Here is a 15080-nt window from a genome sequence, read left to right on the forward strand (position 1 = left end):
GATGAATATCGGCGAAGCGGCGGCCGCCTCGGGCGTGTCCGCCAAGATGATCCGGCACTACGAATCGATCGGGCTGCTGCCCGTGCCGCCGCGCAGCGAAGGGGGCTATCGGCGCTACGACGAGCGCGCGCTGCATACCTTGCGCTTCGTGCGGCGCGCCCGTAATCTCGGGTTCTCGCTGGACGAGATCCGCAACCTGCTGCTGCTGTGGCAGGACCGCGGGCGCGCCAGCGCGGACGTCAAGGCGCTGACGCTGCGCCATGTCGCCGAACTGGAAACGCGCATCGCGGAACTGGTGGCGATGCGCGACACGCTGCGCTCGCTGGCCGAGGCGTGCAGCGGCGACGAGCGGCCGGACTGCCCGATCCTCGCCGACTTCGCCGAGCCCGGGCGCGCGCCGTGCTCCGGCGATGCGCCAGACGGCAAGGCGCCCAACGGCAATGCGGGCCACGCCTGCCACTCTTGAACGCTGACCTGCGCGCGGCCGCGCCGCGTGCCGGGAAGGAGAGCGATCGCATGGATGCATCCCAGGCCACCGCCATCGCGCCGGCCGAAAGCCGCCAGCGGATGCGCGACGGCACCGAGCTGCTGCTGCGCACCTGGCTGCCCGATTCGCGTCTGTGGCCCGAACCGTCGGGCACGCTGCTGCTGGTGCACGGGCTGGCCGAGCACTGCGGGCGCTACGCGCACGTGGCGGCGCGGCTGTGCGCGCTGGGTCTGCGCGTGCTGGCCTACGACCAGCGCGGCCACGGGGCGAGCGGCGGCGCGCGCATGGTGGCCGAGCGGCCCGATGTGTTCCTCGAGGACCTGGTGCAGATCTACGACGGCGCGGTGCAGCGTTGGCCCGAACTGCCGATCGTGCTCGGCCACAGCATGGGCGGGCTGGTCGCCGCGCGGCTGGCGACCTCGCGCGTGCGGCCGGTGCGCGCGCTGGTGCTGTCTTCGCCCGCACTCGCGCTGCGCATCGACGGCGCGATGCTGACGCTGCAGCGGATGCTGCTGACGCTGGCGCCGAACCTGCGCGTACCCAGTCCGATCCGTCCGTCCGACCTCAGCCACGATCCCGCCGAAGTCGCCAGCTATCGCAGCGATCCGCTGGTGCAGCGCACGCTGACGGCCGGCATCCTGCACAGCATGATGCTCGGCATCGAACGCGCGCAGGCCGATGCGCCGCTGCTCGAGGCGCCGACGCTGCTGCTGGTGGCGGGGGCCGATCGCGTGGTCGATCCGGCGGGCAGCCGGCGCTTCTGCGACAATGCGCCGGCCGACCTGCGCGAATGCGTCTGGTTCGAGCACGCCTACCACGAGATCTTCAACGAGCAGGCGGCGCTGCGGACCGAGGTGCTCGACGCGCTGAGCGACTGGCTGCGCCGCCATCTGCAGCCGGTGGCGGACGCGGACCGCTGAAGCGCACGACGACGCGATCGCCGGTATCGATCCCGCACCGGACTTCCGGCACCGAAGACACGAGGCACCACGCACCACGCACCACGCAAAACGCACGACGCACGACGCACGACGCACGACGCACGACGCACAATGCCTCGGCTTGCCGGCCGTCCTCCCGCGGCGGACGACCGCATCTTGATCGACTTTCCTACCAGAAGAAGAGCATGGAGACCTACGACTACATCATCGTCGGCGGCGGCACCGCGGGCTGCGTGCTGGCCAACCGGCTGACGCAGGACGCCGACGTCAGCGTGCTGCTGCTCGAGGCGGGCGGCAAGGACGACTACCACTGGATCCATATTCCGGTGGGCTACCTGTACTGCATCGGCAATCCGCGCACCGACTGGATGTACCGCACCGTCGCCGAGCCCGGACTGAACGGGCGCTCGCTGATCTATCCGCGCGGCCGCGTGCTGGGCGGCTGCTCGTCGATCAACGGCATGATCTACATGCGCGGGCAGCGCGAGGACTACGACGAGTGGGCCCGCATCACCGGCGACGACGGCTGGCGCTGGGACAACGTGCTGCCGCTGTTCAAGCGCAGCGAGGACCATCATCGCGGCGCCAACGACTTTCACGGCGCCGGCGGCGAATGGCGCGTCGAGCCGCAGCGCCTGCGCTGGGACATCCTGGAGCGCTTCATCGACGCGGCCGAGCAGACCGGCATTCCGCGCACCGACGACTTCAACCGCGGCGACAACTTCGGCGTCGGCTACTTCGAGGTCAACCAGCGCCGCGGCATCCGCTGGAACACGTCGAAGGCCTTCCTGCGGCGCGCCTCCGAACGGCCGAACCTGACCATCGTCACCGGCGCGCAGGTCAGCGAGCTGACCTTCGACGGACGCCGCTGCAGCGGCCTGCACTATGTCGGCGGCGGACAGCCCCATACGGTGGCGGCGCGGCGCGAGGTGATCCTCGCCGCGGGCGCGGTCAACACGCCGCAGCTGCTCGAGCTGTCCGGCATCGGCCAGCCCGAGCGGCTGCAGGCGCTCGGTATCGCCGTGCGGCAGGCGCTGCCCGGCGTCGGCGAGAACCTGCAGGACCATCTGCAGCTGCGCATGATCGTCAAGGTCGAGGGCGTGCGCACGCTGAACACGCGCGTCGGCAACTGGTGGGGCAAGCTCGGCATCGGGCTGCAATATGCATGGAACCAGAGCGGGCCGATGAGCATGGCGCCGTCGCAGCTCGGCGCGTTCGCGCGCTCGGATCCGGACCAGGCGCGGCCCAATGTCGAGTACCACGTGCAACCGCTGTCGCTCGACAAGTTCGGCGAGCCGCTGCACACCTTCAACGCCTTCACCGCCAGCGTCTGCAATCTGCGGCCGACCTCGCGCGGCAGCGTGCATATCGACAGCCCGGACTTCCGCCAGGCGCCGGTGATCGCGCCCAACTACCTGTCGACCGACGAGGACCGCAAGGTCGCGGCGGACTCGCTTCGGCTGACCCGCCGCATCGTCGCCGCTCCGGCGCTGGCACCGTACCGGCCGCAGGAATGGCTGCCGGGCCCGCATGTCGAGGACGACGAGTCGCTGGCGCGCGCGGCCGGCGATATCGGCACGACGATCTTCCATCCGGTCGGCACCTGCCGCATGGGCAGGTCCGACGATCCGCAGGCGGTGGTGGACCAGCGCCTGCGCGTGATCGGTGTGCAGGGCCTGCGCGTGGTCGACGCCTCGGTGATGCCGCTGATCACCTCGGGCAATACCAACTCGCCCACGATCATGATCGCCGAGCGCGCCAGCGACATGATCCGCGAGGACTGGCGCAGCGGCGCGCGCGGCTGACACGCCGGCGCAGCATGACGGTCGGCGCCGCCACCTGCGGCGCCGCACCGCTTCCCTTTGGCAGTTCTCCCCGGCGACACGTCCGCACTGCCTGACAAACATGACAGCTGGTTCATGTTTCAGGCTCAGTGCAAACCCGGATGTTTTGCGACGCAACAGGTGCCCACAATAGACGCCGGACAGTCGTGATGCCGCGCTCACATCCGCGCGGGCTTGCGCGCTTGCATCCGACCGCGCCGCCGCTGCCACCCAGCGCGCTGCCGCACACATAAATAAGACATTGCAGACAAGGCGATCCCCACGCGCGCCGCCATCGCGCAGCGCCGGCAGGGGTCGCGGGTCGAATCCGGGCACGACGGGCCAGAAGCCATGCGTCGCGCCGAACGAGGACGGGCAGGAGACATGAACCAGCAGGAAACCATCCTGGAGACGCGCAACCTCACCAAGGAGTTCAAGGGGTTCACCGCGGTCAGCGACGTCAATCTGCGGGTCAGGCGCGGGTCCATCCATGCGCTGATTGGCCCCAACGGAGCGGGCAAGACGACCTGCTTCAATCTGCTGACGAAATTCCTGGTGCCGACCACCGGCACCATCCTGTTCAACGGCACCGACATCACCGGCGAGAAGCCCGCGCAAATCGCGCGCCGCGGCGTGATCCGTTCGTTCCAGATCTCGGCGGTGTTTCCGCACCTGACCGTGCGCGAGAACGTGCGCATCGGGCTGCAGCGCAAGCTCGGCACGCATTTCCACTTCTGGCGCAGCGAACGCACGCTGTCGGTGCTCGACGACGAGGCGATGGCGCTGCTCGAGCAGGTCGGCCTGACCGAGTTCGCCGACACCGTGACCGTCAACCTGCCGTACGGCCGCAAGCGCGCGCTGGAGATCGCCACCACGCTGGCGATGGAACCGGAGCTGATGCTGCTCGACGAGCCGACGCAGGGCATGGGCCACGAGGACGTCGACCGCGTCACGCAACTGATCAAGAAGGTCTCGGCGGGGCGCACGATCCTGATGGTCGAACACAACATGAACGTGGTGTCGTCGATCGCTGACACGATCACCGTGCTGCAACGGGGCGCGATCCTGGCCGAAGGGCCATACGAGCAGGTCTCGAAGGATCCGCGCGTGATGGAAGCCTACATGGGCACGGCCGACGCCGAGCTGCAGGGCGCGCACTGACGGCAAGCGGGAACGAAGACATGGCAACCGACAATACCCCCGCCCTCGAGATCCGCGGCCTGCAGGCCTGGTACGGCGAATCGCACATCCTGCACGGGGTCGACCTGACCGTGAACCGCGGCGAGGTGGTCACGCTGCTGGGCCGCAACGGCGCCGGCCGCACCACCACGCTGCGCGCGATCATGGGCCTGACCGGCACGCGCAAGGGCTCGATCAGGATCGATGGCCACGAGACGATCCATCTGCCGACGCACAAGATCGCGCACTACGGCATCGGCTACTGCCCCGAGGAGCGCGGCATCTTCGCCAGCCTGTCCTGCGAGGAGAACCTGCTGCTGCCGCCGCAGCTCAAGGGCAACGGCGCCAAGCAGGGCATGAGCGAGGCCGAGATCTACGAGATGTTCCCGAATCTGGCCGAGCGCCGGCACAGCCAGGGCACGCGCCTGTCGGGCGGCGAGCAGCAGATGCTGGCGGTCGGCCGCATCCTGCGCACCGGCGCCAACCTGCTGCTGCTCGACGAGATTTCGGAAGGACTGGCACCGGTGATCGTGCAGGCGCTGGCCCGCATGATCCGGATGCTGAAGCAGAAGGGGTACACGGTGGTGATGGTGGAGCAGAACTTCCGCTTCGCCGCGCCGCTGGCGGACCGCTTCTATGTGATGGAGCACGGCACCATCGTCGAGCGCTTCGGCGCCGGCGAGCTCGAACAGAAGATGCCGGTGTTGCACGAACTGCTTGGGGTCTGATCCCTTCGGGGTCGCACGCATGACCGCAGTCAGGGGTCGCAGGTACGGTGTAGGAACGGGCGGCGCGAGGCCGCCGAAACACAGGAGACAAGCAATGAAGATCAAACGGCTCGCAGCCGCGATGGCGGCCTTGGTGACGGGCATGGCGGCCGGAGCGGCCTCCGCGCAGGTATCGGGTGATTCGGTCAAGATCGGCTTCATCACCGACATGTCGAGCTTGTACGCCGACATCGACGGCAAGTCGGGCGTCGAGGCCGTCAAGATGGCGATCGAGGACGCCGGCGGCAAGGTGCTCGGCAAGCCGATCGAGCTGCTGTCGGCCGACCACCAGAACAAGGCCGACATCGCCGCGTCGAAGGCGCGCGAATGGATGGACCAGCAGGGCCTGGACATGCTGCTGGGCGGCACCAACTCCGGTACCGCGCTGGCGATGAACAAGGTCGCGCAGGAAAAGAAGAAGGTCTACATCAACATCGGCGCGGGCACGGCCCGCCTGACCAACGAAGAGTGCTCGCCGTACACGGTGCACTACGCCTACGACACGGTGGCGCTGGCCAAGGGCACCGGCAGCGCGGTGGTCAAGCAGGGCGGCAAGTCGTGGTTCTTCCTGACCGCGGACTACGCCTTCGGCCATTCGCTGGAGAACGACACCTCGGCGGTGGTCAAGGCCAATGGCGGCACGGTGGTCGGCTCGGTGCGCCACCCGCTGTCGGCGTCGGACTTCTCGTCGTTCCTGCTGCAGGCGCAGTCGTCGAAGGCGCAGATCCTGGGCCTGGCCAACGCCGGTGGCGACACGATCAACTCGATCAAGGCGGCCAAGGAATTTGGCATCACCAAGAACATGAAGATCGCCGGCCTGCTGATGTTCATCAACGATGTGCACAGCCTCGGACTGAAGAACACCGAAGGGCTGTTGATGACCGACAGCTGGTACTGGGACATGAACGACGAGACCCGCAAGTTCGCCAACCGCTTCTTCGCCAAGAACAAGAAGATGCCGAGCAGCCTGCAGGCGGCCGACTACTCCGCGGTGCGTACCTACCTGAAGGCGGTCGAGGCGGCCAAGACCGACGATCCGGACAAGGTGATGGCCGAGCTGAAGAAGGCGAAGATCGACGACTTCTACACCAAGGGCTATATCCGTGCCGATGGCCGCGCCATCCACGACATGTACCTGATGCAGGTCAAGAGCCCGGCCGAGTCGAAGAAGCCGTGGGACTACCTGAAGGTCGTGGCGACGATCCCGGGCGACCAGGCCTTCACGACGCCCGCCGAGTCGAAGTGCGCGCTGCTGAAGAAGTAAGCGAAGGCGGCCCGGCGTTGCGCGCGTTGCGCATCGCCGCGGCCCGATGAACGACCGGCGCCGCGTGCGCGTTCGCTGCCGCCGGCCCATGCCTTCCTCGATGGAGGGCGGGCCGGCGCGGAACGGGCCCGCGGCGCCGCATAGCTGAAGCCTGCGATGGACATCTTCGGTATTCCCTTGCCCGCCATGTTGTCCCAGCTGCTGCTCGGGCTGGTCAACGGGGCGTTCTATGCGATGTTGAGCCTTGGCCTGGCGGTGATCTTCGGCCTGCTCAACGTCATCAATTTCGCGCACGGCGCGCTGTTCATGCTCGGCGCGGTGCTGGCCTGGATGGGCATGGAGTACGCCGGGCTCAACTACTGGGTGATGCTGCTGCTCGCTCCGGTCGTGGTCGGCGTGCTCGGCGTGGTCATCGAGAAGACGATGCTGCGCTGGATCTACAAGCTGGACCATATCTATGGCCTGCTGCTGACGCTGGGCATCACGCTGGTGATCGAGGGCGTGTTCCGCTCGATCTACGGCGTCTCGGGCCTGCCGTATTCGACGCCGGAACTGCTGTCGGGCGCGACCGACCTCGGCTTCATGATCCTGCCGAACTACCGCGCCTGGGTCGTGGTGGCCTCGCTGGCGGTGTGCCTGGCGACCTGGTACATGATCGAGAAGACCAAGCTCGGCGCCTATCTGCGCGCCGGCACCGAGAACCCGAAGCTGGTCGAGGCCTTCGGCGTCAACGTGCCGCTGATGGTCACGCTGACCTACGGCTTTGGCGTCGCGCTGGCCGCCTTCGCCGGCGTGCTGGCCGCGCCGGTGATCCAGATCTCCCCACTGATGGGGCAGAACCTGATCATCGTGGTGTTCGCGGTGGTCGTGATCGGCGGCATGGGCTCGATCCTCGGTTCGATTGTCACCGGCCTCGGCCTGGGCGTGATCGAGGGGCTGACCAAGGTGTTCTATCCGGAAGCGTCGTCGACCGTGGTGTTCCTGATCATGGTGATCGTATTGCTGCTGCGGCCGGCCGGGCTGTTCGGGAGGGAGAAGTGATGGACGGACAAAGCGCATCGCGCGCACAGGGACCCCAGGGCACGCAAGCCTCGACGCCGGCGCAGGCCGGCGCCGCGCGCGGCGGCGTGCCGCGTACCGTGCCGCTGCTGTTCTATGGCCTGCTGCTGGTCGCGCTGATCGCCGCGCCGATGGCCGGCGCCTATCCGGTGTTCGTGCTGAAGGTGCTGTGCTTCGCGCTGTTTGCCTGCGCGTTCAATCTGCTGATCGGCTACACCGGCCTGCTGTCGTTCGGCCACGCGGCCTTCTTCGGCGGCGCTGGCTATGTGGCGGGCCATGCGATGAAGGTGTGGGGCGTGACGCCGGAAGTCGGGCTGGTGCTCGGCACGCTGGCCGGCGCGGCGATCGGCTATGTGGTCGGCGCGCTGGCGATCCGGCGCCAGGGCATCTATTTCTCGATGATCACGCTGGCGCTGGCGCAGATGCTGTTCTTCTTCTGCCTGCAGGCGCCGTTCACCGGCGGCGAGGACGGGCTGCAGGGCATTCCGCGCGGCAAGCTGTTCGGCGTGCTGTCGCTGTCGGACGACCTGACGCTGTACTACGTCGCGCTGCTGATCCTGGTGCTGGCCTTCGCGCTGATCGTCCGCACCGTGCATTCGCCGTTCGGCCAGATCCTGAAGGCGATCAAGGAGAACGAGCCGCGCGCGATCTCGCTGGGCTACGACACCGACCGCTTCAAGCTGATGGCCTTCGTGCTGTCGGCGGCGCTGTCGGGGCTGGCCGGCGCGATCAAGGCGCTGGTGCTGGGCTTCGAGACGCTGACCGACGTGCACTGGTCGATGTCCGGCACGGTGATCCTGATGACGCTGGTCGGCGGCCTCGGCACGCTGTCGGGTCCGATCGTCGGCGCCTTCGTGATCGTCGCGCTGGAGAACAAGCTGGGCGACATCGGCAGCTTCCTGGCCTCGGCCACCGGCGTCGAATGGTTCAACTCGCTGGGCGAGTCGGTGACGATGGTGACCGGCGTGATCTTCGTGATCTGCGTGCTGCTGTTCCGTCGCGGCATCATGGGCGAGCTGCAGGCGCTGTTCTCGCGCGGCCGCCATTAGCGGCATCGCCGCCGTCCCGGCGGGGCAGGGCGGCCGAATTGGGGAGTGGCCGCCGGGATACATGCCCGTTTTTAGGGCTAGGGTTTTTTCTAGCTTGTTCGATACGCACCGCTTCGTTACATTGCAGTCACGGTTTTCGCAGGTTAAATGGAGGCGGAAGCGAGGAGACGACAGGCGCGCACCCACGATGAGCATTCCGTGAGGAAGCAGCGTTAAATAAGGAAAGGGCGTTGACGGGTGATCCTCGGCAACGCCCTTTTTAATTTATGCCGTGCTCCGTGAGACAATGCGCGCCTTGCCCGCGACCGCCATGCCGTCTCCGTCCGACCCCACCTCTTCAGCCACTTGCGGCCGTTCCGGCCCTTCCGGCGTCCTCGCGCCAACTCCCAACTATCTGATTCGACAGGCTTTTCCGGCCGACCAGCCAATGCTGGCGGACTGGCTGCAGGCGTGCGCGCCGGCGCCGGTGCTGCTGCAGCGGGGCCGCGCCGCGATGCTCGAGCGGCTGCTGCAGCGGCCCGAGCTTGGCCTGTGCCTGCTGGCGTCGCGCGACGGCGCGCTGGTCGGCTGCCTGCCGGTCCAGCTGGTGCCGCGCCTCGATCTGGGCGGCCTGGCGGCGCTGGCGGCCGAAGCCTGGTGCTTGCCCGGTGCGCACGAAAGTGGTGCAATCCTCGCTTCTTGCCGGGACTGGCTCGCCGGCTGGTGCCGCGCGCATGGCGTGCGCCATCTGCTGTGGGCGCCGGGGCTGCCCGGTGCCGGTGATCCGGACGGCGATCCGGACGGCGATCCGGACCGTGATCCGGGCGGTGGGCTGAGCCGGCTGCCGTGCGGCCTGTGGCACCGCGACCTGGCCCCGGCCGCCAAGCAACTGGCCTGATCCGACCGCAGCCCTCGACCGTTCCGGTCTCGGTGGCGCCCCTGGACTGCCGATCCCCCGGCCGCGGCCTGCGCTTTCCTTTTCCGCTTTCCTGCTTTCCCGCTTCCCCGCTTTTTTCCCGGAAATTCGAATGGAGTTTGCCTTCCTGTTTGCCGCCGCCTTGCTGGCCGGCCTGATCGACGCGGTCGCCGGCGGCGGCGGCCTGATACAGATTCCCGCCATCTTCAGCGCGTACCCGAGCCACGCGCCGGCGACGCTGATCGGCACCACCAAGGTTGCGTCGATGGCGGGCACCTTAAACGCCGCGGTGCGCTACGCGCGCAGCGTGCGGATCTATTGGGGCGCGACCGCGCCCGCCGTGGTGGCCGCCTTCGCCTGCTCGATGGCCGGCGCCTACACGCTGACGCTGGTGCCGGCCGAACCGCTGCGCAAGCTGCTGCCGTTCGTGCTGGCGATCCTGCTGATCTATACGCTCGCCAAGAAGGACCTCGGCGCCGAACATGCACCGACGCTGTCCGGCGCGCGCGAGCGCTGGGTTGCGTTGGTCGGCGGCGCCGCGATCGGCTTCTACGACGGCATCTTCGGGCCGGGCACCGGCAGCTTCCTGATGATCATGTTCGTACGGCTGTTCGGCTACGACTTCCTGCACGCGGCGGCATCGACCAAGCTGGTCAACCTCGCCACCAATGTCGCCGCGCTGATGCTGCTCGGCTTCAAGGGCCATGTCTGGTGGGAACTCGGTCTGGTGATGGCGGTGGGCAACGTGATTGGCAGCCAGCTCGGCAGCCGGCTTGCGCTGAAACACGGCAGCGGATTCGTGCGCAAGGTGTTCCTGCTGGTGGTCACCGCGCTGATCCTGAAGACCGCCTGGGACGCCTTTGCCGGCTGACGCTCCGCACCGCCGAAAGCCGCGCCGATGCTGGCGATGCGGGTTAATCCTGCCTTGGCGGCAAGGGGGGCTGTGTTAGACTCGGTGCGAATTCCCGACCGCTCGGTCGGCGAATCGAAGCCGGCGTCGGCCGAGTTCGTCGCGGATCTGTATTGACCGCGGACGAACGGCGGCGACCCTCGCAAGAGGGCACGCGCGGACGGGATCGGGCACGACGGCCAAAAGGCGGCGACAAGCACCGCCGGATCCGTCGGAACAACAAGCCAGGCGCGGATCGGCGCAAGCCGTGGCGATGCCGGACGGTTTGAGAGAAGAAGGAGACACGATGAATTTCAAGCGCGCCAGCATGCTGGCCTTCGCCGCCGCCTGTCTGTGCGCCGGCGCCGCCCAGGCCCAGATCAAGATCGGGGTCACGGTATCGGCGACCGGTCCGGCGGCTTCGCTGGGCATCCCGGAGAAGAACACCTTCACGCTGCTGCCGAAGGAGATCGCCGGCAAGAAGGTCGAATACATCGTGCTCGACGACGCCTCCGACAGCACCACCGCCGTCAAGAACACCCGCAAGCTGATCAGCGAGGACAAGGTCGATGCCGTGGTCGGCTCGACCGTGACGCCGAACTCGCTGGCGATGGTCGACGTGGTCGCCGAGAGCGGCACGCCGATGATCACGATGGCGGCGTCGGCGCGCATCATCGAACCGATGGACGCCAAGCGCGCCTGGGTCTTCAAGACCCCGCAGAACGACTCGCACATGGCGACCGCGATCTCGGAGCACATGGGCAACAACAACGTGAAGACGGTGGCCTTCATCGGCTTCGCGGATGCCTACGGCGAGAGCTGGTCGCAGGAGTTCGCCAAGGTGGCGGACATCCGCAAGATCAAGGTGGTGGCCACCGAGCGCTTCGCCCGCACCGATACCTCGGTCACCGGCCAGGTGCTGAAGATCATGGCCAGCAATCCGGACGCGGTGCTGATCGCCGGTTCGGGCACCCCGTCGGCGCTGCCCGCCAAGGCGCTGAAGGAGCGCGGCTACAAGGGCAAGATCTACCAGACCCACGGCGTCGCCAACCCCGACTTCCTGCGCGTCTGCGGCAAGGACTGCGAAGGCGCGCTGCTGCCGGCCGGCCCGCTGCTGGTCGCGGAACAGCTGCCCGACAGCAATCCGGTCAAGAAGCCGGCGCTGACCTACAAGACCGCCTACGAGAAGGCCTTCGGCGGCCAGGTCTCGACCTTCGGCGGCCACGCCTGGGATGCCGGCCTGCTGCTCGAGCGCGCGATTCCGGTCGCGCTGAAGAAGGCGCAGCCGGGCACGCCGGAGTTCCGCAAGGCGCTGCGCGATGCGCTGGAGCAAACGAAGGAGCTGCCGGTCTCGCACGGCATCATGACGATGAGCCCGACCGACCATCTGGGCCTGGACCAGCGCTCGCGCGTGATGGTGCAGATCGTCGACGGCAAGTGGAAGCTGCAGAAGTAGCAACGCCTGGCAGCTTCGCCGCGCGGCAGGGCGCATGGACGCACCATGCGCCTTTTTTGTTTTGACGGGCGCGCGCTTTCCGTTTGCCGTGGGACGCTCCCCTCTCCCGCGCGCGGGAGAGAGGCTGGGGGAGAGAGAACGGCGGTTGTTATGCCGGCCCGGATCGCTATTGGGTACGTCCTTGCCCTCTCCCCCGACCCCTCTCCCGCAGGCGGGAGAGGGGAGAAGACCCACAGACAGATACCGGCGCTAGGGTTCGCGCGGATTTCCTCGTAGCGTAAGACCTTTACTATTTCGTAATTCGCTGCATCGCGGCAACTCCTCGGGGAGATCATGGACCTCTCGATTGCGGCCATCCTGGCTCAGGACGGCATCACCTCCGGCGCGATCTACGCGCTGTTGGCGCTGGCCCTGGTGCTGGTGTTTTCGGTGACCCGCGTCATCTTCATCCCGCAAGGGGAGTTCGTCGCCTACGGCGCGCTGACGCTGGCGGTGATGCAGGCGGGCCATGCGCCGCAGACCTCGTGGCTGCTGGTGGCGATGGGCGTGCTGACCTTCGTCTACGAGGGCGCCACCGTGCTGCGCAGCGCCGAACTGCGCCGCAGCGCCGGCAGCCGGCTGGCGGTGCTGGCCGGCAAGTACCTGGTCTTTCCGTTTGCGGTGCACTGGCTGACGCAGGCCTATGGCGCGCAGCCGCTGCCGATGCTGGCGCAGATCGCGCTGACGCTGCTGATCGTGGTGCCGATGGGCCCGATGCTGTACCGGATCGCCTACCAGCCGCTGGCCGAGGCCAGCACGCTGGTGCTGCTGATCGTCTCGGTCGGCGTGCACTTCGCGCTGGTCGGGCTGGGGCTGGTGATGTTCGGCGCCGAGGGTTCGCGCACCACCGCGTTCTCCGACGCGCGCTTCGACGTCGGCGCGCTGTCAGTGTCGGGCCAGAGCCTGTGGGTGATCGGCGTGTCCGGCCTGTTGATCGCCGGCCTGTACTTCTATTTCGACCGCACGCTGACCGGCAAGGCGCTGCGCGCCACCGCGGTCAACCGGCTGGGCGCGCGCCTGGTCGGCATCGGCACCACGCAGGCCGGCCGGCTGTCGTTCACGCTGGCGGCCGCGATGGGCGCGCTGTGCGGCATCCTGATCGCGCCGCTGACCACGGTCTACTACGAGTCCGGCTTCCTGATCGGCCTGAAGGGCTTCGTCGGCGCGATCGTCGGCGGACTGGTCAGCTATCCGGTGGCGGCCGCCGGCGCGCTGCTGGTCGGGCTGCTCGAATCCTATTCGTCCTTCTGGGCCAGTGCGTTCAAGGAGGTCATCGTGTTCACGCTGATCATTCCGGTGCTGCTGTGGCGCTCGCTGACCAGCAAACATGTGGAAGACGAGGAATGATGCAACGGCAAGCCACACGCACCACGGGGACGCAGCAGGCGTCCGACACGGCGGCGGCCGCGACGCAGCCGATCCCGGCTCCGAGCGCGATCTCCGGCGGCGCGAACCTGCGCAACCGGCTGCTCCTGATCGCGTTCGCGGCGATCCTGGCGTTGCTGCCGGTCCTGCCGACGCCCGAGTTCTGGATCACGCTCGGCAACTACATCGGCCTGTACAGCATCGTCGCGATCGGCCTGGTGCTGCTGACCGGCGTCGGCGGCATGACCTCGTTCGGCCAGGCGGCCTTCGTCGGCCTGGGCGCCTACAGCACCGCCTACCTGACCACGCAGTACGGGCTGTCGCCCTGGTTCGGCCTGCTGGTCGGATTGGTGATCACGATGGCATCGGCCTATGTGATCGGCCTGATCACGATGCGGATGTCGGGGCATTACTTGCCGCTGGCGACGATCGCCTGGGGGCTGTCGCTGTTCTTCCTGTTCGGCAATCTCGAATTCCTCGGCAAGTACGACGGCCTGAACGGCATCCCGGTGCTGTCGCTGCTGGGCTTCGAGCTGCAGTCCGGCCGCTCGATGTTCTATCTGATCTGGGTCGTGGTGCTGCTGGCGGTGCTGGCGATGCAGAACCTGCTCGATTCGCGTCCGGGCCGCGCCATTCGCGCGCTGAAGGGCGGTGGCGTGATGGCCGAGGCGATGGGCGTCAATACCGCATGGATGAAGGTCGTGGTGTTCGTCGTCGCCGCGGTGCTGGCCTGCATCTCCGGCTTCCTGTACGCGCACTTGCAGCGGGCGGTGAACCCGACGCCGTTCGGCCTGAACTACGGCATCGAGTACCTGTTCATGGCGGTGGTCGGCGGCGTCGGCCATGTCTGGGGCGCGGTGCTCGGCGCCGGGATCCTGACCATCCTGAAGGACATGCTGCAGGGCGTGCTACCGAAGCTGCTGGGCGCCAACGGCAACTTCGAGATCATCGTGTTCGGCGTGCTGCTGGTGCTGCTGCTGCAGTATGCGCGCGAGGGGCTCTGGCCGTTCGTGCGCAAGGTGTGGCCGAGCGGGCCGCCGGTGCGCGCGCCCGAGCAGGCCGCCGCGCTCCCGGTGCGGCAGAAACCGCAGGCCGGCGAACTGATCCTCGACGTGCGCGCCGCACGCAAGGAGTTCGGCGGGCTGGTGGCGGTCAATGACGTCAGCTTCCAGGTGCGCGCCGGCGAGATCGTCGGGCTGATCGGGCCCAATGGCGCGGGCAAGTCGACCACCTTCAATCTGGTCACCGGCGTGCTGCCGCTGACCCGCGGCGAGGTGCGGTATCGCGGCGAGGCGATCACCAATCTGCCGTCGCGCGAGATCGTCAAGCGCGGCATCGGCCGTACCTTCCAGCACGTGCATCTGCTGCCGACGATGACGGTGCTCGAGAACGTCGCGATCGGCGCGCACCTGCGCGGCGACTACCGGCCCCAGGGCGGCGTGTCCGCGGCGATCCTGCGGATGAATCGCGGCGAAGAAGCCAAGCTGCTGTTCGAGGCGAAGCGCCAGCTCGAGCGCGTGGGCCTGGCCGACTGCATGTATATGGAAGCGGGCAGCCTGGCGCTGGGCCAGCAGCGCATTCTCGAGATTGCCCGTGCGCTGTGCTGCGATCCCGCGCTGCTGCTGCTCGACGAGCCGGCCGCGGGCCTGCGCTACAAGGAAAAGCAGGCGCTGGCCGAACTGCTGCGCAAGCTCAAGGGCGAAGGCATGAGCGTGCTGCTGGTCGAGCACGACATGGACTTCGTGATGAACCTGACCGACCGGCTGGTGGTGATGGAGTTCGGTACGCGCATCGCCGAAGGCGTGCCCGACGAAGTGCAGAAGAACCCCGCGGTGCTCGAGGCCTATCTGGGCGGCGTGGAATAAGG

At 67.8% G+C, this 15080-nt stretch carries 13 protein-coding genes; all 13 read left to right on the plus strand.

Going from position 1 to position 15080, the window contains the following annotated elements; translation table 11 throughout:
• Nucleotide 1: 1 nt before the first annotated feature.
• The 13 genes from cueR (at nucleotide 2) to M1D55_RS09765 (ending at nucleotide 15078) form a co-directional block, all read left to right on the plus strand.
• Nucleotides 2–466, plus strand: coding sequence for a Cu(I)-responsive transcriptional regulator (gene cueR / locus M1D55_RS09705; protein ID WP_023264081.1), 465 nt, complete (start codon nucleotides 2–4; stop codon nucleotides 464–466).
• 50 nt (nucleotides 467–516) lie between these two features.
• Complete coding sequence (locus M1D55_RS09710; RefSeq protein ID WP_456282095.1) at nucleotides 517–1407, plus strand: alpha/beta hydrolase; 891 nt, start codon at nucleotides 517–519, stop codon at nucleotides 1405–1407.
• Nucleotides 1408–1613: 206 nt separating this feature from the next.
• Nucleotides 1614–3233, plus strand: a complete 1620-nt coding sequence (locus M1D55_RS09715) for a GMC family oxidoreductase (RefSeq protein ID WP_064574753.1) — start codon at nucleotides 1614–1616, stop codon at nucleotides 3231–3233.
• Between the two features lie 402 nt (nucleotides 3234–3635).
• The gene (locus M1D55_RS09720) at nucleotides 3636–4412 is read left to right on the plus strand and encodes an ABC transporter ATP-binding protein (protein WP_006577640.1); all 777 of its coding nucleotides are present in this window, start codon (nucleotides 3636–3638) and stop codon (nucleotides 4410–4412) included.
• A 20-nt stretch (nucleotides 4413–4432) separates the two neighbouring features.
• A complete protein-coding gene (locus M1D55_RS09725) occupies nucleotides 4433–5158 on the plus strand; it encodes an ABC transporter ATP-binding protein (RefSeq protein ID WP_064574751.1) in 726 nt (241 codons plus the stop codon).
• Nucleotides 5159–5252: 94 nt separating this feature from the next.
• The gene (locus M1D55_RS09730) at nucleotides 5253–6461 is read left to right on the plus strand and encodes an ABC transporter substrate-binding protein (RefSeq protein WP_006577642.1); all 1209 of its coding nucleotides are present in this window, start codon (nucleotides 5253–5255) and stop codon (nucleotides 6459–6461) included.
• Between the two features lie 156 nt (nucleotides 6462–6617).
• The gene (locus tag M1D55_RS09735) at nucleotides 6618–7502 is read left to right on the plus strand and encodes a branched-chain amino acid ABC transporter permease (protein ID WP_006577643.1); all 885 of its coding nucleotides are present in this window, start codon (nucleotides 6618–6620) and stop codon (nucleotides 7500–7502) included.
• 149 nt (nucleotides 7503–7651) lie between these two features.
• A complete protein-coding gene (locus tag M1D55_RS09740; RefSeq protein ID WP_231906345.1) occupies nucleotides 7652–8569 on the plus strand; it encodes a branched-chain amino acid ABC transporter permease in 918 nt (305 codons plus the stop codon).
• Nucleotides 8570–8996: 427 nt separating this feature from the next.
• On the plus strand, nucleotides 8997–9446 hold the full coding sequence (locus tag M1D55_RS09745; protein ID WP_064574749.1) for a hypothetical protein: 450 nt from the start codon (nucleotides 8997–8999) through the stop codon (nucleotides 9444–9446).
• Nucleotides 9447–9576: 130 nt separating this feature from the next.
• Complete coding sequence (locus M1D55_RS09750; protein ID WP_064574747.1) at nucleotides 9577–10335, plus strand: TSUP family transporter; 759 nt, start codon at nucleotides 9577–9579, stop codon at nucleotides 10333–10335.
• A 325-nt stretch (nucleotides 10336–10660) separates the two neighbouring features.
• Entirely contained in the window at nucleotides 10661–11809 is a 1149-nt protein-coding gene (locus tag M1D55_RS09755; RefSeq protein WP_006577646.1) for an ABC transporter substrate-binding protein, read from the plus strand.
• Nucleotides 11810–12142: 333 nt separating this feature from the next.
• On the plus strand, nucleotides 12143–13195 hold the full coding sequence (locus M1D55_RS09760) for a branched-chain amino acid ABC transporter permease (protein ID WP_006577647.1): 1053 nt from the start codon (nucleotides 12143–12145) through the stop codon (nucleotides 13193–13195).
• On the plus strand, nucleotides 13195–15078 hold the full coding sequence (locus M1D55_RS09765; RefSeq protein WP_231906344.1) for a branched-chain amino acid ABC transporter ATP-binding protein/permease: 1884 nt from the start codon (nucleotides 13195–13197) through the stop codon (nucleotides 15076–15078). Before M1D55_RS09760 ends, M1D55_RS09765 begins: the two co-directional genes overlap by 1 nt.
• Nucleotides 15079–15080 lie beyond the last annotated feature (2 nt).

The organism is Cupriavidus sp. JZ107 (assembly GCF_053903255.1).